Annotated in this window: 22 protein-coding genes; 10 read left to right on the top strand and 12 right to left on the bottom strand. The window is 51.0% G+C overall.

Translation table 11 applies throughout. The features are described from left to right. Positions 1-31: 31 nt before the first annotated feature. From fliI to fliF, 4 genes are read right to left on the bottom strand one after another with little or no spacing between them, the layout of a single operon-like run. Complete coding sequence (gene fliI / locus ACQZQY_RS17290) at positions 32-1,396, bottom strand: flagellar protein export ATPase FliI (RefSeq protein WP_183847339.1); 1,365 nt, start codon at positions 1,394-1,396, stop codon at positions 32-34. Then, a complete protein-coding gene (fliH, locus tag ACQZQY_RS17285; protein WP_122095051.1) occupies positions 1,393-2,163 on the bottom strand; it encodes a flagellar assembly protein FliH in 771 nt (256 codons plus the stop codon). Before fliH ends, fliI begins: the two co-directional genes overlap by 4 nt. Beyond that, positions 2,156-3,148 (bottom strand): flagellar motor switch protein FliG, encoded by a 993-nt coding sequence (gene fliG / locus ACQZQY_RS17280; protein ID WP_056769895.1) that lies wholly within the window; start codon positions 3,146-3,148, stop codon positions 2,156-2,158. The genes fliH and fliG overlap by 8 nt, the downstream gene beginning before the upstream one ends. Then, positions 3,145-4,863: a flagellar basal-body MS-ring/collar protein FliF gene (fliF, locus tag ACQZQY_RS17275; RefSeq protein ID WP_431296085.1), complete on the bottom strand. Its 1,719-nt coding sequence runs from the start codon at positions 4,861-4,863 to the stop codon at positions 3,145-3,147. The genes fliG and fliF overlap by 4 nt, the downstream gene beginning before the upstream one ends. A gap of 282 nt (positions 4,864-5,145) precedes the next feature. On the opposite strand from fliF, the gene fliE reads away from it, so the two are divergent. The 3 genes from fliE to ACQZQY_RS17260 all read left to right on the top strand — a co-directional run bounded on the left by fliE (position 5,146) and on the right by ACQZQY_RS17260 (position 7,288). Continuing rightward, a complete protein-coding gene (gene fliE / locus ACQZQY_RS17270) occupies positions 5,146-5,460 on the top strand; it encodes a flagellar hook-basal body complex protein FliE (RefSeq protein ID WP_056769901.1) in 315 nt (104 codons plus the stop codon). Between the two features lie 568 nt (positions 5,461-6,028). Continuing rightward, complete coding sequence (locus ACQZQY_RS17265) at positions 6,029-6,934, top strand: bestrophin family protein (protein WP_056771877.1); 906 nt, start codon at positions 6,029-6,031, stop codon at positions 6,932-6,934. 114 nt (positions 6,935-7,048) lie between these two features. Then, a complete protein-coding gene (locus tag ACQZQY_RS17260; RefSeq protein WP_056771880.1) occupies positions 7,049-7,288 on the top strand; it encodes a hypothetical protein in 240 nt (79 codons plus the stop codon). A gap of 48 nt (positions 7,289-7,336) precedes the next feature. On the opposite strand, the gene ACQZQY_RS17255 is transcribed toward ACQZQY_RS17260, so the two are convergent. Then, a complete protein-coding gene (locus ACQZQY_RS17255; RefSeq protein ID WP_122095616.1) occupies positions 7,337-7,801 on the bottom strand; it encodes a GNAT family N-acetyltransferase in 465 nt (154 codons plus the stop codon). 330 nt (positions 7,802-8,131) lie between these two features. Here ACQZQY_RS17255 and ACQZQY_RS17250 point away from each other — a divergent pair, with 330 nt between their 5' ends. After that, the gene (locus ACQZQY_RS17250; protein ID WP_162997812.1) at positions 8,132-8,305 is read left to right on the top strand and encodes a hypothetical protein; all 174 of its coding nucleotides are present in this window, start codon (positions 8,132-8,134) and stop codon (positions 8,303-8,305) included. Positions 8,306-8,373: 68 nt separating this feature from the next. Here the strand turns inward: ACQZQY_RS17250 and ACQZQY_RS17245 are convergent, their stop codons facing one another. After that, positions 8,374-8,574: a hypothetical protein gene (locus tag ACQZQY_RS17245; RefSeq protein ID WP_056769906.1), complete on the bottom strand. Its 201-nt coding sequence runs from the start codon at positions 8,572-8,574 to the stop codon at positions 8,374-8,376. A gap of 142 nt (positions 8,575-8,716) precedes the next feature. On the opposite strand from ACQZQY_RS17245, the gene ACQZQY_RS17240 reads away from it, so the two are divergent. Further along, complete coding sequence (locus ACQZQY_RS17240; protein ID WP_056769909.1) at positions 8,717-8,986, top strand: hypothetical protein; 270 nt, start codon at positions 8,717-8,719, stop codon at positions 8,984-8,986. 90 nt (positions 8,987-9,076) lie between these two features. Here ACQZQY_RS17240 and ACQZQY_RS17235 read toward each other — a convergent pair whose 3' ends face one another. After that, positions 9,077-9,352 (bottom strand): hypothetical protein, encoded by a 276-nt coding sequence (locus tag ACQZQY_RS17235; protein ID WP_056769912.1) that lies wholly within the window; start codon positions 9,350-9,352, stop codon positions 9,077-9,079. Positions 9,353-9,756: 404 nt separating this feature from the next. On the opposite strand from ACQZQY_RS17235, the gene ACQZQY_RS17230 reads away from it, so the two are divergent. Further along, positions 9,757-10,011, top strand: a complete 255-nt coding sequence (locus ACQZQY_RS17230; RefSeq protein WP_056769914.1) for a hypothetical protein — start codon at positions 9,757-9,759, stop codon at positions 10,009-10,011. A gap of 71 nt (positions 10,012-10,082) precedes the next feature. Then, a complete protein-coding gene (locus tag ACQZQY_RS17225; RefSeq protein WP_072158030.1) occupies positions 10,083-10,241 on the top strand; it encodes a YqaE/Pmp3 family membrane protein in 159 nt (52 codons plus the stop codon). A 66-nt stretch (positions 10,242-10,307) separates the two neighbouring features. Here the strand turns inward: ACQZQY_RS17225 and ACQZQY_RS17220 are convergent, their stop codons facing one another. The 5 genes from ACQZQY_RS17220 to fliD all read right to left on the bottom strand — a co-directional run bounded on the left by ACQZQY_RS17220 (position 10,308) and on the right by fliD (position 13,903). After that, a complete protein-coding gene (locus ACQZQY_RS17220; RefSeq protein ID WP_013575783.1) occupies positions 10,308-10,484 on the bottom strand; it encodes a GhoT/OrtT family toxin in 177 nt (58 codons plus the stop codon). Between the two features lie 142 nt (positions 10,485-10,626). Beyond that, on the bottom strand, positions 10,627-11,331 hold the full coding sequence (locus ACQZQY_RS17215; protein WP_431296084.1) for a helix-turn-helix transcriptional regulator: 705 nt from the start codon (positions 11,329-11,331) through the stop codon (positions 10,627-10,629). Positions 11,332-11,684: 353 nt separating this feature from the next. Continuing rightward, a complete protein-coding gene (gene fliT / locus ACQZQY_RS17210) occupies positions 11,685-12,047 on the bottom strand; it encodes a flagella biosynthesis regulatory protein FliT (RefSeq protein WP_122095064.1) in 363 nt (120 codons plus the stop codon). Next, positions 12,022-12,459 carry a flagellar export chaperone FliS gene (gene fliS, locus ACQZQY_RS17205; RefSeq protein ID WP_122095066.1) on the bottom strand — a complete coding sequence of 146 codons (438 nt, stop codon included), beginning with the start codon at positions 12,457-12,459 and terminating at the stop codon, positions 12,022-12,024. The genes fliT and fliS overlap by 26 nt, the downstream gene beginning before the upstream one ends. A gap of 19 nt (positions 12,460-12,478) precedes the next feature. Next, positions 12,479-13,903 (bottom strand): flagellar filament capping protein FliD, encoded by a 1,425-nt coding sequence (gene fliD / locus ACQZQY_RS17200; protein WP_431296083.1) that lies wholly within the window; start codon positions 13,901-13,903, stop codon positions 12,479-12,481. A gap of 253 nt (positions 13,904-14,156) precedes the next feature. Here fliD and ACQZQY_RS17195 point away from each other — a divergent pair, with 253 nt between their 5' ends. From ACQZQY_RS17195 to fliZ, 3 genes are all read left to right on the top strand, one after another. Next, positions 14,157-15,632 carry a flagellin gene (locus ACQZQY_RS17195; protein ID WP_431296082.1) on the top strand — a complete coding sequence of 492 codons (1,476 nt, stop codon included), beginning with the start codon at positions 14,157-14,159 and terminating at the stop codon, positions 15,630-15,632. A 290-nt stretch (positions 15,633-15,922) separates the two neighbouring features. Next, positions 15,923-16,645, top strand: coding sequence for an RNA polymerase sigma factor FliA (locus ACQZQY_RS17190; RefSeq protein WP_056769937.1), 723 nt, complete (start codon positions 15,923-15,925; stop codon positions 16,643-16,645). 54 nt (positions 16,646-16,699) lie between these two features. Next, positions 16,700-17,206, top strand: coding sequence for a flagella biosynthesis regulatory protein FliZ (fliZ, locus tag ACQZQY_RS17185; protein ID WP_056769939.1), 507 nt, complete (start codon positions 16,700-16,702; stop codon positions 17,204-17,206). Positions 17,207-17,232: the final 26 nt, after the last annotated feature.

Genomic DNA, 17,232 nt, shown 5'->3' with positions numbered 1-17,232 from the left:
CGTTGATGGATATAGTTCTGTGTGTAATGTCTTAGCCAGGGAACAGCATGTTCAGTTCCAGACAGGCGTCTTCATACGTGCTGCGTTCCATGATGTCCTGCTGGAGAAAGTTCTCCATTTGCGGGTACAAGCGGATGGCGCGATCGAGCATCGGATCGCTGCCTGCCGCGTAGGCACCGACGCTGACCAGATCACGGTTACGCTGGTAGCTGGACAACAATTGTTTGAAATTTCGTACACGGGAATACTGGTTGTCGTCGATAAGCGATGTCATGGCACGGCTGATCGACGCTTCTATATCAATGGCCGGATAGTGGCCGGACTCCGCCAGACGGCGCGATAACACCACGTGGCCATCAAGAATGGCGCGGGCGGCGTCGGCGATCGGATCCTGCTGGTCATCCCCTTCGGTCAGCACGGTATAGAAGGCGGTAATCGAACCGCCGCCGCTGATGCCGTTCCCTGCGCGTTCAACCAGCGCAGGCAGTTTGGCGAAAACGGAAGGCGGATAACCTTTGGTTGCCGGTGGCTCACCGATGGCAAGGGCGATTTCACGCTGGGCCATGGCGTAGCGGGTCAGGGAATCCATGATCAGCAGCACGTGCTGCCCACGGTCACGGAAATCTTCTGCAATGCGCGTGGCGTAGGCGGCTCCCTGCATACGCAGCAGCGGCGAAACGTCAGCCGGCGCTGCGATGACCACGGAACGGGCGCGGCCTTCGTCACCTAAAATGTTCTCGATGAAGTCTTTGACTTCACGTCCACGTTCACCAATCAGCCCGACCACGATCACATCGGCCTGGGTGTAGCGGGCCATCATGCCGAGCAGAACAGATTTACCCACGCCGGAACCGGCAAACAGCCCCATACGCTGGCCGCGACCGACGGTCAGCAGTGCGTTGATGGCCCGCACGCCCACGTCCAGTACGTCGGTGATCGGCGTACGTTGCAACGGGTTAAACGGCGGAGTGATAAGCGCGGCGCGATAGCCGGTGTCCGGTGGCGGTAAGCCATCCAGCGGTTTGGCGCTGCCGTCAAGCACGCGGCCCAGCAGTTGCGGGCCGAGCGGAAGCTGCTTGCCGGCCATGTGACCGTCGGGAGAAATACGCGCGTAAACGCGGGCGCCCGGCAAAATACCTTCGACTTCTTCCAGTGGCATCAGAAACAGATTCTGGCCGTTAAAACCCACCACTTCGCTTTCTACTTCCTGCACCACTTTGCCGTCATGACGTTCAATCAGACAGGTGGCGCCGAGCGGCATCTGCAAGCCGGTGGCTTCGAGGATCAGCCCCGTCGCGCGGGTCAGACGGCCATAACGGCGCACGGCCGGCGTGCGGCTCATGCGTTTTTCCGCATCGTCGAGGGATTTCAGCAGGCGGCTCAGGCGGGCGGTCATCCGAGATCTCCCGGCGCGGCGAGGCGGCACAGTTCATGCCAGCGCGTGGCAATCGAGGCATCCATATCGCCATCTTCCGCACTGACTTTACAGCCACCGCTGTGGATCTGATTATCTGCCAGCAAACGCCAGCCGTGCATACTGAGGCTGGCGCCGAGTTGCAGTTCGACCCGCTCGAAATCAGCCGGGTTAACGCGCAACTGCGGTTTGCCTTTAAACATCGGCTCCAGCTGGATCAGCTGCTGGATCTGAGTGAGCAGGGCGGAACCGTCACAAATCGGGGCCTGACCTAAAATCTGTTTGGCAGCGGTCAGCGCCATTTGCATCAGGCGCGAGGCGATCACGCTGTCCAGCGCGTCGAGCGTTTGCTGGAAATCGGCCACCAGAAGCTGCCAGTGTTCGGTGAGAACGGCCTGCTGTTGCTGACCTTCCAGTAAACCCTGCTGTTGCCCGGCTTCCTGACCGGACTGAAATCCGGCGGCATAACCCTGTTTCTGACCGGCTTCAAGACCTTGCTGAAAACCCTGCTGTTCGGCGCGGCGTTGCAGGTTCAGCAGCTCATTCTGATCGACCTGCACCTTGGGCTGGCCGTCGTCCTGCTCTTCTTCACCTTCCTGAAACAAGGGCTCAAGCGGGCTGGCGAAAGAAGGCATCGCCAGATCGCCCGGCCGCCACGGCTGCCACGGCAGGGCGTTAAGACGCTCGGTCTGCCGCTCTTCAGCGGTTTTCTTTTCCGGCACCGGCTGGTCATTCATTGGATCAGACATAAGAATCCTCGCCGCCGCCGACTACCATTTCGCCAGACTCTGCCAGACGGCGAACCGTTTGCAGGATGGCTTTCTGTTCGTTCTCGACCAGAGACATACGCATCGGGCCACGGTTGGCCAGATCGTCGCGCAGGATGTCGGCAGCACGCTGCGACATGTTGCGCAGGAACTTCTCGCGCAGTGGCTGCTCGGCACCTTTCAATGCCACCAGCAACGATTCGCCTTCGATTTCCTGCAACAGGCGCTGGATACTGCGGTCGTCCACGTCCACCAGGTTTTCGAACAGGAACATCTCGTCGATAATCTTTTGTGCCAGTTCGCCGTCGTAACCACGCACTGCTTCGATAACCGCTTCTTCCTGCTGAGTTTTCATCAGGTTGATGATTTCTGCTGCTGTACGAACACCGCCCATCTTCGAACGTTTGAGGTTCTGGCCGTCGAGCAGGTTGTTCAGCACTTCGGTCAGCTCGGCCAGCGCCGCTGGCTGGACACCGCCGAAGGTGGCGATACGCAGCATAACGTCGTTGCGCAGACGCTCGTCGAACAGCGCCAGAATATCGGCCGCCTGACCCCGTTTCAGGTGCACCAGGATAGTGGCGATGATCTGCGGATGTTCGTCGCGGATCAGATCGGCGGCAATCACCGGCTCCATGAAGTTGAGCGTTTCCATGCCGCTGGTGGTTTCGCGCGATTCGAGAATGTCTTCCAGCAAGCTCGAGGCACGCTCTTCGCCCAGCGCTTTGGTCAGCACTGAACGCAGGTATTCGCTGGTGTTCACACTCAGCGCAGCATACTGCTCGGATTCGTCCTCGAATTCATTCAGGACCTCGGCCAGCTGCTTGTTGGAGATCTGATGGATATTCGCCATCGCGCCACTGATTTGCTGAACTTCACGCGGGGAGAGGTGTTTGAACACCTCCACCGCACGGTCTTCGCCCAGGGTTATCATCAAAATGGCGCTTTTTTCAGTTCCGGTCATAGTCATGGTTGTTCGGTACTCATCCATTGGCGGATAACCAGGGCGACGATACGCGGATCTTTATCGGCCAGCTCCTGTACTCGTTGAGTCTGTACTTCGACGCTGACGCGCTGCTGTGAACGTTTACGTTTCTCCAGCTCGTCGGTGCTGAGTTTGACCGGTTTGCTGCCTTCAGGTTGTGGCATGGAAGCGGCAAGGGCAGCGGCGGCAATGGCTTCTTTCTCGGCCTGCTGTTTGCGCAGCATCGGACGAACAATCTTGCGCCACAGTATCCAGGCCACAATCAGCACCAGTAACCAGCGACCGGCATCGATCAGTTGGTCGAAGAACGCCTGTTGTTTCCAGAACGGCAACTCTGCGGTGTCATCCGCGGCTTCGTTGAACGGTGTATTCACCACGTTCAGCGTATCGCCACGTTCGGTAGAGAAGCCCATCGCTTCGCGAACCAGATCGTCGATCTTCTTCAACTGTTCGTCGGTCAGCGGTTTGGATTTGCCATCCGTTCCCACCTGATAGTTGACGACCACTGCCGCAGACAGGCGCTGTACCGCACCGGCGCTGTGCTGGGTGTGGGTGATGGTGCGATCCACTTCATAGTTAGTGGTTTCATCACGACGGCTGTTCGATGGCACCGTTGAACGGTTCGCCGTGCTGTTTTGTGCGCCGTTCTGAGCGTTGACAGCCTGATTCTGATTCTGATTCTGAGCCGTGTTGGCCGCAGGCGGTGTGGTCACCGGTGCAGTCGCTGCCGGCGCGGGCTGATTGCTCAGCGCACCCGGTACGCCGCCCACTGAAGAGCCACCAATCTGATCGCTGGTGCTGAGCTGGCGGGAACGTACGGCGGCTTTATCCGCAGCACCGTTCGGCTGGTAATTTTCGTCAGTTTGTTCACGGGTGGCGTAATCAATCTGCGCGGTGATTTGTGCGTGCACGTTGCCGTTGCCGACCACCGGTTGCAGAATCGCTTCGATGCGGCGTTGCAGGCGGCCTTCCACTTCGTTGGCGTATTTCAGCTGTGACGCATTGAGATCGCGGCCATTGCTGTCGGACTGTGTCAGTAAGTGTCCGCTCTGATCGACCACGGTGACGTTGGCCGGAGGTAAACCGGAAACGCTGCTCGACACCATATAAACGATGGCGTTGATCTGGCCATCATCGAGGGCGCGGCCCGGTTGCAGATTCAGGGTGACGGAAGCGGAAGGGTTTTTCTGTTCGCGTACAAATAAAGAAGGTTTCGGAATGGCTAAATGCACGCGGGCGCTCGAGACCGGGCCCAGCGTTTCGATGGTGCGGGAGAGTTCACCTTCCAGTGCGCGCTGATAGTTGATCTGCTCGCTGAACTGGCTGATCCCAAATTTCTCCTGATCCATCAGTTCAAAACCGACGGCGCCGCCTTTCGGTAAACCGGCCGCAGCCAGTTTCAGACGGGTTTCATACACTTTGTCAGCGGGAATAAGGACTGCGCCACCGTTATCAGAAAACTGATAAGGGATATTCATTTGCGTCAGTTGGGTGACGACCGCGCCACCATCTTTGTCGTTGAGGTTGCTAAACAGCACCTTATAAGTAGGCTGCTTAGCCCACAACATCATAACAACAACAATAGCCACGGCTGCCGCAGCAGCAATGGCGATAGGAACTTTTGGGTTGGCGCGCAGGCGATTAAGCAGAGCAGTGAAACCGCTTCCAGGGTTTTCTGCGCCGGCTATTGCGGAACTCATACAAGATCCCTATTTAGCTGTTGGACGGTGGTGTTCATGTTGTCTCTTAACAAAACAGACTCCCAGGTGCGCAATCGGTGAAGCGTGACATTTTTCAAACCCCCACACAGGCAGGCCTATTTTCTAGGTGAGCCATTATTTGTCGCGCAGGGCAAAGTTAATGGCCCGATAAGCCATGGTTTTTGCGGTCAATTATGGCGTTTAGGAAAAAACTGATGTGATAGGGTGTCATTCCATGAAAGAACCCCATTGGTCACCGAAAGAGCGTTAAGCGGAGAAAGCATGTCAATTCAAGGCATTGAGAGTGTTTTACAGCAAATGCAGGCCACTGCAGTGCAGGCAGGCGCGGTTAAGCAGACCGACACCACGTCAGAAGCCGGTTTTGCCAGCGAACTGAAAGCGGCATTAGGCAAGATCAGTGAGACGCAAAACAGCGCCAAACTGCAGGCTGAAAAACTCGAGATGGGCGTGCCGGGCGTCAGCCTCAACGATGTGATGGTCGATCTGCAAAAATCCTCTATTTCATTACAGCTGGGCGTGCAGGTCAGAAATAAACTGGTGGCGGCGTATCAGGATGTGATGAATATGTCGGTGTAAATAAGTAACTGACTGAAATACTGAAAAATAAATTGTCACCTGCGGCCTGATGGGGCAGCGCGGGGGCAATTTTTTTATTTTTGAGGGAGAGACAAAAGGGGACCGGGCGGGTTTGGATTACGCAAAAAATTCTAAAAATGCTTAATAATCGTCTTCAATATCTTTCATTGCCGATCTGATGACAAACCACACGGCTAACGCCAGCAGTGCCAAAACAATCAATACAATAATCATCGCCCAATTCCTTCATGTGCAGTTGCGAAGGCTTGTGAAAGGACATCGTCATTCTAATGACCGAGCTTAGGGCCGGTTTATTACAGTAAAAAGATGATGACTTAGTTTTTTAATAATTACGTCGCGATACTATTATCGACCGCAAAGAACCACAACTTGAGAGTGAGCGGGGAATTGTTTCAATTTGTTGATCTCAGTGATTATCACGCTGTTATCAAAAATGAGCACTCTCAAAATAAATGTTACCTGTGTCACAAAATTGTCCTTTGCTTGTGCAGGTTTATTTGCCAAAATCGCAAAAAAATGGTCCCACCTGCAAAAGCACCTGTCTAACATGATAATCCGTCCACCGCGTCACTGGTTCCTGCGTTTGTTCGTCTGGCACGGCTCCGTGCTGCCCAGCATTATGTTCCGCCTGAGTTTAAATCTGCTGATGTCGCTGGCCGCCATTCTCTGCCTGCCCTGGTATGAGACGCTCGGCGTGAAGCTGACGCTTGCGCCTTTCAGCTTGCTCGGCGTGTCGATTGCGATCTTTTTGGGGTTCAGAAATAGTGTAGCGTACTCGCGTTATATCGAAGCGCGTCAGCTGTGGGGCGGGTTACTGATTGCCTGTCGCACGCTGCAAAGTCAGATGATGGCAGTGTGTCCGGGTGAAGCGCCGCGGGTTACCGCACTGCTGCTGGCTTTCTGCTACAGCCTCAAACATCAGCTGCGGCACAGCGATCCCCGCCCCGATCTGGAGCGTCTGCTCGGGGAGGATGCTGAGGATATTCTTTCACGGCGCGCACCGACCAATATGGTGCAATTGCGGTTGTCGCAGTGGCTGGCGGAGCGTCGGCGCAGCGGGGAGATGTCGGATGTGGTCTATGCGCATATGGATACCACGCTGTTACAGCTTTCTCAGGTCGTCGGCGGCTGCGAGCGTATTGTCAGTATGCCGATCCCTTTTGCTTACGGGCTGTTGTTGCACCGCACGGTGTATCTGTTCTGCAGTTTGCTGCCGTTCGCGCTGGTGGTGGACTTACATTACATGACGCTGCTGGTGTCCGGCTTCATCTCCTACACGTTCCTTTCTCTTGATACGCTGGCCGAAGAGCTGGAGATGCCGTTTGGTTACGCCAATAACCATCTGCCGATGGACGCGATGTGCACCAACATTGAAATCAATTTACTTGAGATGAATAACCAGACGCAGCTGCCGGACACGCCGATGCCGGATGCGCATTACCGCCTGACATAATTTGTCTGTGTCACGGTTCTGCCAATATTCATAAGACTGTCATAAATACGCAACAAAAATGAAATAGCGTAGACGGGCAACTTCACAATGTCCGTCAGCTATCTCGAGGTATTTATGTCAGTCATTCAGGCCAAATCCCTGCACGAAGCCGAAGACCTGCTGAATTCCGGTATGGTAAAAAAAGTCGAACTGGCTTTTAGTATTAACAGTGATGAGTTTTTTAAACTCGCGCTGGAATGCGGCGACCGCGGTGCGAAAATCACCAAGGGTAAGAATTTTTTTATTATCACACTCAAGAAATGGGTCATTCCCTCTAATGACCTGCCTGCCACCAAAAGCAACGTACTGATGTGATACAGTCTCCATAACACTGCCATGCTGACAGTGTTATGGAGCACTTTGCTACGCCACCGTTTTCATCATAAACACGCTGAGCGGATCCGGTGCCTGCCGGTAGTCGCCAAATGCCTCCGTGCGGGCATAGCCGAGTTTTTCATACAGCGTGATGGCTTTTTCCTGAAACACGCCGGTTTCTAAATACAGATCTTTATGCCCCAGCGTTTTGAGCTTTTTCTCCATGGCCTCGATCAGCAACGAGGCAACACCTTGCCCGCGAAACAGCGGATTCACGTAAACCCGTTTCATTTCCGCAATGCTATTTTTTGAGATGTACAGACAGGCGCAACCCGCCCAGTCATCATCGACGCGCGCCATAAAACAGGTGATTTCCCCTTCACTGAGCTCCGTGATGTTGACCCCGTAAAAGGATTCCGGCGGGTAGAGCGGGTACTGGTAAGCATCCAGTTCGGCGATAAGACGGGCTAAATGCGGGTGGGCGACATCGGTTTCGAAAATCTGGGCACTCACGGCGTGGGCTCTCATTGCAACATTATGGATTTATATTCTTAACTGAAATCGCACCGAAAACAAGGGACTGGCAGGAGAGCGGTCGGAGTGCCGGGACAGGGTAATGTAAGAAAACGGTCACATATGAGGAACTCTTCGCCACGTCTGTCAGAGTTATCTGAATTGATCAAATCATGAGCATTTTATCTGTCTTACCCGTCTCTTTTACCTCATATTCTTCCACTGTAATAAACGGATATAATGCAATAACTCACGGTGAGTAATTCACGTTAAAATGCCGCTGTGAGATAAATGAAACACGTTATAAGTGTTTGAATAAAGGATAAAATCATGACCGTCTATCCTGTTGGCGTTTTTGTCACGCTTACTTTTACACCAGGTTTGTTTGAAGTTGTCGCAATTTTGACTGAGGTATCACCCGTGCAATATCAGGTGATGAATGTGGAAACAGGCAATGTTATCAAAGTGAATGAGAACTATATTCGCGGGATAATAAAACCTTAACTGCATGGCCGGGCAGGGCGCACGTTGCTGCCCGCCCGGCCTCTCACACACCTTCTGCGTTACCGCCGTCAGTCCGGCATCAGCGCGTTAAAATCCTCCTCGTACAATTCCCGGCACTCCTGAATAAACTCCGGATAACCCAGTTCTGAGGTCTGTACATCGCGACCCAGGCGTTTTTCCAGATCCTCGTGAAACCATTCAAACTCTCCGTGCAGAATGCCGGTAAAACCGGTCAGGATGATGCATTGCTGGGGTGTCAATTTGGTCACGTTACGTTCCTTACGCTGAGTGTCTGAAAAGCGTTTTCTGAAAAGTTGTTAAAAGAGAGAAGTGCCTCACGCCGGGTTTCTGCAAAACGACGCAACATGGCCTATCCTCTAATTAATCCTACTGAAAAACAAGGAGTCACCGATGGATCAGGACTTATTCGAACAGGCACCTTTGCCGCTGTTAACCCGTTTTGAGGTGGGTGATCGTGTGAAATTACTCACGTTCCCGGTGGGCGTGCATCCTGCCAGCTATCAGCTGGATGTGGCGATCACCCGTATTCTGGACGGTGAATTTGAAGGGGAGATTGTGCGTATTGCCCCGCTTGGCCGGCAAGGGCACGAGGAGGGGCATTTTAAGCTGGGCGGGCAGGTGGCATTCTTTGCAGGTAATATTCAGGGGACTGCCTCCTGAACCCCTAAAACAAAACCCCGCTTTCAGGGCGGGGTCTTAAGGGACTGCTTACTCTTTACTTCTCACTCGTCACATCTGATATAACCGCAGTTACATCATTGGCTTAACGTGTTTGGTGTGTGCCTGGTTTGTCAATTCATCGGCAGGAATTTTCGAGCAACTGCCACAATAACCGACCAGGTACCATTTTCCGTCAACGCCTTTCTCCGGATTCACTTTGTAACGTTCGTTACGCTTTCCGTAAAACTCACGATCCCTGTGCTGTGATGCATCTTCCCAGAAACACAACGAGAACTGATGGCACGCATCAACATGCCGTTGTCCGTCGCGGCTTCCGCCAACCAGTAAATAATGATATTCCGACATACTGCCTCCTGAACCCCAAATATGATGGGGTAATTGTCCTGACTACAAGGGATCTACCTGGAATTTCATACCCAAAAAGCAAAACAAGAGACAACAAGAGGCGTAACGTACCGCCCGGACATCCTATTTTTTATACGTAAACTATAGAGTAGATCACAGCATTGGGCCGAGAAAAACGCCGAAATGTGATGAGAATCACTTTTTTATTTTTAGATGATTTTTGTGATGTGTTTTAAACCGTTCAGGCTGCTGAAATTGCCGGTTTTTTTCTTGTGGGTTTCGATATCGCCGGTAAATTCTACGCGCCGAATTAGCGGGGTTAATCGTCTCAGCTACCGGCATTGCCACGGGATCCGCCATGCTACTGTGGCGCTGTTGAATCTTTCACTCCAGCAGGTACAGCAATGGCAGAGAATCAGGTTGTCGATTTGGTCATGTCGGTCAATAAACACGTTGAAGAAACGGCTATGCAACATCTGATGCTGCGCAATTTTATTATTGTGATGTGCCGGAGCATGACCGAAGAGCAGAAAAATCAGGTGAGATGGCAGATGCGCCAGATCCATCAGGTGAGCGATGCAGAATACCGTCAGGGTGATGTGGAGATTTTGGAAAAGACCCGGCGTGATGTGGAAGTGATGCTCGAACTGATCAATTAGGTTTCTTCTTATGTCTGCAATATCTTTGCTGGGCTATCATTAACATCATGATAACCAAAGGGAGATAAAAAATGGGATTCTGGAGAGTATTGATCACCATTCTGGTGCCGCCATTAGGCGTATTGATAGGTAATGGTTTCGGCGGGGCATTTCTGCTGAACATTTTACTGACTTTGCTGGGTTACTTCCCGGGTCTGATCCACGGTTTTTGGGTTCAGACGCGCAAATAACAGCACATAGATTCAAAAAGTATGTTTCTGAAAACCCGGTGAATGCCGGGTTTTCTTTTTGGAAGGTCAGAACAGAGAGAAGAGAAGTACCACCGGAAGGCTCATCGGCCAGGTAAATCCAATAATGCCGGACGTTAACAATCTGATCTTAATCGTATCGCGGCTCACCAGCAGGGTGAACAGCACGGCGATACCCAGCCCGCCCCAGTAAATCGTTTTAATCACTTCCCACCAAACATGCACAACCAACCCCTGACCATTCACAAAAAACCGGCGGGCATGGTAATCCGTTAACATCTGGTAATCAATTATTGTGTGATGTTACGCATGGATTTGCGTTGTGAGCATTTGACATCAATTGTTATTGAACATGACTTGTGCTGGATCAGTGCACTGACAAGGCGCGCAAATGCCCGCGGATGGCTGTAGGCGCGAAACCGAAACGTTTGCGAAAGCGTTCTGCAAAGCGTGAGCCGCTTTCATACCCGACCTGATGCGCGATGTGGGAAATCGCCAGGTCCGTGCACTGCAAGAGGCGCAGGGCATGCGTCATACGCACGTCTATCATCACATTACGCAATACGCTGTTTTCCGCCGCCAGACGGCGTCGCAGCATCACCTCATTCATCATCAGCTGTTCCGCCACCTCTGCCGCTGTGAAGGTTTTATGCAGATTATTCACCAGCAATTCGCGCACCCGCTGGGTTACGCTTTCGCTGTGATGCAGGGAATAGCGCACACCGAGTTGTGACAGCCATAATAATTGCTCCAGCATCCGGTGGCGGGTGATCGGCGCAGGCAGGCCGTGATGCCACAAAATGGCGTTATGGGTATCGGTGAAACTTTGTTTGAAGGCGCTGGGGACGTGGGGGAGCACCTGCATATGATCGACGGTAATCAGTGGCGGTTTAAATGCCTGAGTGTGCAGGCCGGCATCGGCCAGCAGCGTCGGATCCCATGCCATGATGGCGCAACTAAACGGGCCGTTATCGGATAACTGATGTTTCAGACCCAGCGTTTGCCCGCTGTTGAGCACCAGCATTTCACCTGTTTGCAGCGAAATTTCCTGATCCTGGTAAGTTATCGTCATACTTCCATTTTGAATCAGGAGTAATTGCGGTTTGTCGATATACACATCTTGAATAAAAAGTTCACTGTGCTGAATAAGCAACGAGGTCGATCCTATTCCTGGGGTGACTTTTATTTTACGTACCATGTTGATGATGCCCGAATATGACGACGACGGCGACCTGCTGTCTGTAATAAACAAACGTTGCGCGACTTTGTTACTAATACAAACCGGTCACCGGTTGAGGCGAAAGTCAGGGAAGGAGACAGAGAGAATTAGCCCTGGCAGCCGTGTGCTCTCTGCCTCTGAAACCTTAGTATGTACAAGAAATATTAGATAAAATAGAACAATATAAAATAAAACAAAAGTAATAATTATTGGCGATCGCCAAACGCGATCGAACGGAGATCTATCTTTCCGTAAGTCATATTCACTTGTTGTTGTCTTGTCGACTGTCCAATCAGCTCGGTCAGTTGATTCATCCGCGCTTGTAATAACGTTTTAATGGTATTTTCATTGTCCAGAATCTGACGCAAATATCGGCGTACTTCATACTGGATAACCATTGATGTGCTTTCTGATACCGGCAGCGTGGTGGTCGCTTCCACGGCTTTCAGATAACTGACTTCGAGCTCGACCAACTCATCCCATTTCTCTTCTTTCGCCAGCCGCAACATCTGCTCGCTTAAAGTCAGGATCAGTTGATATTCATTAACCAGATACTGATGTTGATCCATTATAGTGGTCCTGCGACGGGTGATAGTTTGGGCCGATTTGCCGCCAGGCATCGGCTATATTTTCAAGTAAGCCCAGCACTTCCGTGATGGCTTCTTGGTCGTTGTGTAAATTAGCGTGTAATAAACGACGAACCATATAGGAATAGAGCGCTTCCAGATTATCCACTAAATCAGGATCGCCTTTCTCACGGCTCATTCCGGCTTTCAGTCCGCTGTCGATAATATTAATGGCCTTGGAGAGCGCTTTGCCTTTATCGGCAATATTTCCCTGCTGCATAAAAATGCCGGCACGGATAAGGGCGCTGCGCGCCCCGTCAAATAACATCACCACTAACTGATGTGGGCTGGCACTCATTACGCCACTTTCTAAACCTACCTGTGCGTAGGCCTGGGTTCCTTTAGCGTTATACATAATTTTTCTTCCTTCCTTACTAGCTTGAACTGGACGTGGACATCGCATCGAACTGCTTGGTCAGATAATCGGCCGTGCTGTTGAGCTTCTGGATCGCAACGTCTAGCGCAGTGAACTGCGTTTTATAACGGGCAATGGTGGTGTTGATGCTGGTGTTCACTTTGTTGTACTGCTCAGTCAAACTTTTGAGCGTGGTATTAACCGCAGTTTTCGCATTCGCAATAGTTCCGGTATCTGAATCGAGATAGGAAACATTGAGATTATTAAGCTTTGTAATAACGCCTGTCGTTGTACCGTTGCCAAGCAGCATCGCTTTTACATCACTGGTGTTGTCAGATAACGCTTTATCAAGCTTAGTGCTATCAACTTCAAGATTGCCTGTATCTGGATCTGTCGTGATACCAATGCTTGAAAGCGTACTTATCCCATTTGAATTAAACGCAGAGGAAACCGCTGATTTCAATTGAGTCTGGATGGTTCTCAAGGCGCTGTCACCCAACAAGGCGCCATTGCTGGTGTCCTGGGTTGCTGTATTACTGTCAACTGCGGTGTATTTTGTCAGATTAGAAAACGTTGTTTGCAGCGCATTATAGGCAGTAACAAACGCCTGAATCTTGGTGCTGGCGTCACTGGTATCTTTCTTAACGGTCAGGGTTGCGGCGCTATCAGTTGTTGCCAGCAAGTTCAGCGTGATGCCCTCTGGTGCATCGGTCACTGTGTTGCTTTGACGTTCCAGTGCAATCCCGTTAACACTGAGTTGAGCATTTTTGGCTTCAACGTTTTGAGTCATTCCGCCTGTGTTAGTCGCAGAGTCATACCCAATAAATTTATTGAGAGTGTCGTCGCCAGTTACGGCGATCGTCATTTTTGAATCTGTACCTGTATCGTCAGCAGAAACAATGAGCTGATAACTACCGTCGGATACTTTAAGGATACTGGCCGTGACCCCGGCATCAGCGCCATTAATGGCATCGCGCATGCCAGCCAGCGAGGTTTGATCATCAGTTAATGAAATTGTGACTGGTTTGCCATCACCCTGAGTGATAGATAGGCTGCGTGTGCCATTAGTGGATGTACCACCTAACGCAGTACTGGTGTCTTTCGCAGTACCTGAAACTAAGACCTGCGCCTGCGCCAGCGTGGTCACATTCACCGTATATTTGCCAGCTGCTGCCCCTGCAGCAGTAGTAGCGGTGAAAGCTGAAGAGTTGCTTGATGTGGCAGTCGTTGCCGCATACACATCCGCACTGTTTAGCGCAGCGGTCGCATCAGCGAATGACTGCAGTGAACTTTGTAAAGTTCCATAAGCAGTCAGTTTTGCGCTATAGCTGGTTTGAGCGGTAGTGATTGGCGTCAGACGCGCTTTTTCTGCCGTGGTCATATTGTCCAGTAAGGTGGACAGATCCAGACCTGAGCCGATACCTAATGAAGATATAGTGGCCATATGTATCCTTTACGAGTTGTATAAGAGTCTTTAAGCCCTATCGGCACGACGGAGAAAAAGTTTAATGGATTACAACAAAAAGTAATGGCGTGAATAGCCGGTATAAGGAGGGGTAATTCTCAAAGTAAGAAATCGAGAAATTTTATGAAATATCTCTAAAGGTTGTGGGTGAAGCGCCGATACAAGTTTGGACGGTGATGAACGCCGTGGGCAATAAGCCCGAACCCTTAACCAGATTTGAAGGAATACACTCATGGCTCAAGTTATCAATACCAACACGCTGTCTCTGATGACTCAGAACAACATGAACAAATCCCAGTCCGCACTGAGCACCGCTATCGAGCGTCTGTCTTCCGGTCTGCGTATCAACAGCGCGAAAGACGATGCAGCGGGCCAGGCAATTGCTAACCGTTTCACTTCTAACATCAACGGTCTGACTCAGGCTTCACGTAACGCCAACGACGGTATCTCCGTTGCGCAGACCACTGAAGGCTCATTGAGCGAAATCAACAACAACTTACAACGTATTCGTGAGCTGTCCGTTCAGGCTGCTAACGGTACCAACTCTGATTCCGACCTGTCTTCAATCCAGGACGAAATCACTTCCCGTCTGGACGAAATTGACCGCGTATCTGGTCAGACTCAGTTCAACGGTGTGAAAGTATTAGCTTCAAACCAGACCATGAAAATTCAGGTAGGTTCTAACGATGGCGAAACTATCGACATTGACCTGCAGAAAATCGACTCTAACACTCTGGGTCTGAATGGTCTGAATGTACAAACTGCTAACGTTTCTACTGGTAAAGCGCTGACTACAGTACCAGTTAGCGTAGCTCTTGATACTGCGACAGATCCAGATGGTGCTGGTACAGGTGTTAGTTTTGACGCTGCTGTGACAGCTACAGGTGCGTCAGCAAGCAAAATTGTTAAGAGTGATGATGGTAGTTACTACGCTAAACTGAGTGGTGCCACAGGTGCGGATATTGGCAAAAACGGGTATTACTCCGTAACGATTGATAACGGCACTGGGGTAGTATCTTTAGGTACACAAGTTGCCGATCAATCTTCTGTGAAAACTGATGATGCAGCAGTGACCAATGTAACGGTAAATAAAGCTATTAATATGGGTGACTCCTCTGTAACTGATATTTCGGGTGCGAAATTGTACCAAGTTACTAATGCAAAAGGTGACACAGCTTATGCATTAAAGGGTACTGATAACAAACTTTATGCAGCTGATGTAACTAACGGAGTTGTTACGGCTAAGAAAATCGATTACAAAGATACAACAGGCACGCAAGTTACTGGCGCTAACGTAACTTTGGGCGGTACAGACGGCTTGACTGAGGTTGTTACAACTGGAACTGGTGAGAATACTAAAACTTATAAGGCATCAGATCTTAAGGGCGCAGATCTGGAAACGCAGACTCTGACTGCAATCAAAACTTCTACTACTGATCCGCTGGCAGCGATCGACGCAGCAATCAGCCAAGTCGATAATTTCCGTTCTTCACTGGGTGCGATTCAGAACCGTTTCGATTCTGCTATCACTAACCTGGCAAACACCACTACCAACCTGCAGTCTGCACAGAGCCGTATTCAGGATGCTGACTACGCGACTGAAGTTTCTGCCATGTCTAAAGCGCAGATCCTGCAACAGGCTGGTACTTCAGTGTTGTCTAAAGCTAACCAGGTTCCACAGTCCGTACTGTCCCTGCTGCAAGGCTAATTTTTCGGATAACCCGAAAAACACAGTCCAACCCCGCCTCGGCGGGGTTTTTTTTAACCAAAACTTACGATTATTCTGAATCCCTTCTTCGCGCCGACTGGTATAATTTAGGATAATCTTTATGTTTTGATCACAAAATGAGCTATTGTGAGCGGCGTACAAAAGGGTGCCGCGAGGACAATGTTCGAGACATAATCAAAATAGCCGCGCTTTTTTGTCCTTATTCTGCCGATTGAACAGGGTTTCCACTGTCACAATGATACAGACCCTTAATTTTACAGGTTACGACAGTGAGCGATCTGTATACCGCCGACGGCGTGATAGACAAAAATTCTTTGTGGCAGCGCTATGTACCGCTGGTGCGCCATGAAGCCCTGCGTTTGCAGGTACGGCTTCCCGCCAGCGTAGAGCTTGATGATCTACTGCAAGCGGGGGGCATCGGCCTGTTAAATGCGGTTGAGCGTTTTGATGCAATGCAGGGTACGGCGTTTACCACTTACGCCGTCCAGCGAATTCGCGGGGCGATGCTCGATGAGCTGCGCAGCCGCGACTGGGTGCCGCGCAGCGTCAGACGCAATGCGCGTGAAGTCTCCCAGGCGATGCATCACGCAGAACAACGTTTAGGGCGACCACCGAGTGAAGGAGAGGTGGCGCAGGCGCTGGATATTCCCATCGAGGAATACCGGCAAATACTGATGGATACGAACAGCAGCCAGTTGTTTTCTTATGACGAGTGGCGTGAAGAGCACGGCGATTCAGCCGAGGCATTGATGGAAGGGCACGAAGAGGCCAACCCGTTACATCATCTGTTGGAGGGCAATTTACGCCACCGGGTGATGGAAGCTATCGATGCGTTACCAGAACGGGAAAAGTTAGTTCTTACGCTTTACTACCAGGAAGAGTTGAATTTAAAAGAGATCGGGGCAGTGCTGGAAGTCGGGGAATCCCGCGTAAGCCAGCTGCACAGTCAGGCGATTAAGCGATTGCGAACGCGCCTGGCTAACGACCACTGATCCGCTTTTTCCTGGCCGGTTATACATTTTATGTCCCTTATCAGGAATAAATTTATGCCAGCGGGAATCAAAACAAGGCCTTTAAGCCGTTATCTTAAAGATTTTAAACACAGTCAGACTCACTGCTCACAGTGCGCAAAAGAACTCGACAGGATGGCGCTGGTGTTTCGCGGGCAAATCATTAATAAAGAGGCCATCGCTAAGATGGACCAGCCTATTGATGATGACGTGTGGCAAAACCTGTCGCAAGAACTGACCGCTCTGTGTCGTTTTTGCAGTGAGATTAGCTGTAACAGCCATTCGTCGTATTTTGACATTATGGCGTTTAAGCAATATCTGTTTGAACAGACTGAAATGAATCACAGCACGGTGCGCGAATACGTTGTCCGCCTCCGCCGTCTGGATGACATCCTGTCTGCCAATAACTATCCTCTCGATAAACTGAAAGGGGACAGTATCCACCAGCGGATCATCAGTGATCTGCCGGTGGCGGCGCATGATAACTACCGTATTGCCTTGCGCAAATACGATCAGTATCTGGCCTGGCAGAAATCAGCCTGAGACTGTTCAGCACAGACTGACGATGT

The organism is Rahnella sp. PAMC25559 (assembly GCF_050632365.1).
GTDB classification, from domain to species: domain Bacteria; phylum Pseudomonadota; class Gammaproteobacteria; order Enterobacterales; family Enterobacteriaceae; genus Rahnella; species Rahnella rivi.
Note: the sequence above shows the minus strand (reverse complement) of the source record. Positions and strands in the feature narration are given on the sequence as shown.

Excerpts from the sequence above, each read along its gene's own strand:
- ACQZQY_RS17260 (WP_056771880.1), top strand. The coding sequence starts at position 7,049 with ATGTCAGTCATTCAGGCCAAATCCCTGCACGAAGCCGAAGACCTGCTG.
- ACQZQY_RS17265 (WP_056771877.1), top strand. The coding sequence starts at position 6,029 with ATGATAATCCGTCCACCGCGTCACTGGTTCCTGCGTTTGTTCGTCTGG.
- fliE (WP_056769901.1), top strand. The coding sequence starts at position 5,146 with ATGTCAATTCAAGGCATTGAGAGTGTTTTACAGCAAATGCAGGCCACT.
- ACQZQY_RS17195 (WP_431296082.1), top strand. The coding sequence starts at position 14,157 with ATGGCTCAAGTTATCAATACCAACACGCTGTCTCTGATGACTCAGAAC.
- ACQZQY_RS17235 (WP_056769912.1), bottom strand. The coding sequence starts at position 9,352 with ATGTCGGAATATCATTATTTACTGGTTGGCGGAAGCCGCGACGGACAA.
- ACQZQY_RS17230 (WP_056769914.1), top strand. The coding sequence starts at position 9,757 with ATGGCAGAGAATCAGGTTGTCGATTTGGTCATGTCGGTCAATAAACAC.
- fliZ (WP_056769939.1), top strand. The coding sequence starts at position 16,700 with ATGCCAGCGGGAATCAAAACAAGGCCTTTAAGCCGTTATCTTAAAGAT.
- fliG (WP_056769895.1), bottom strand. The coding sequence starts at position 3,148 with ATGACTATGACCGGAACTGAAAAAAGCGCCATTTTGATGATAACCCTG.
- ACQZQY_RS17240 (WP_056769909.1), top strand. The coding sequence starts at position 8,717 with ATGGATCAGGACTTATTCGAACAGGCACCTTTGCCGCTGTTAACCCGT.
- ACQZQY_RS17215 (WP_431296084.1), bottom strand. The coding sequence starts at position 11,331 with ATGACGATAACTTACCAGGATCAGGAAATTTCGCTGCAAACAGGTGAA.
- ACQZQY_RS17250 (WP_162997812.1), top strand. The coding sequence starts at position 8,132 with ATGACCGTCTATCCTGTTGGCGTTTTTGTCACGCTTACTTTTACACCA.
- fliF (WP_431296085.1), bottom strand. The coding sequence starts at position 4,863 with ATGAGTTCCGCAATAGCCGGCGCAGAAAACCCTGGAAGCGGTTTCACT.
- ACQZQY_RS17225 (WP_072158030.1), top strand. The coding sequence starts at position 10,083 with ATGGGATTCTGGAGAGTATTGATCACCATTCTGGTGCCGCCATTAGGC.
- fliI (WP_183847339.1), bottom strand. The coding sequence starts at position 1,396 with ATGACCGCCCGCCTGAGCCGCCTGCTGAAATCCCTCGACGATGCGGAA.
- fliH (WP_122095051.1), bottom strand. The coding sequence starts at position 2,163 with ATGTCTGATCCAATGAATGACCAGCCGGTGCCGGAAAAGAAAACCGCT.
- fliS (WP_122095066.1), bottom strand. The coding sequence starts at position 12,459 with ATGTATAACGCTAAAGGAACCCAGGCCTACGCACAGGTAGGTTTAGAA.
- fliD (WP_431296083.1), bottom strand. The coding sequence starts at position 13,903 with ATGGCCACTATATCTTCATTAGGTATCGGCTCAGGTCTGGATCTGTCC.
- fliT (WP_122095064.1), bottom strand. The coding sequence starts at position 12,047 with ATGGATCAACATCAGTATCTGGTTAATGAATATCAACTGATCCTGACT.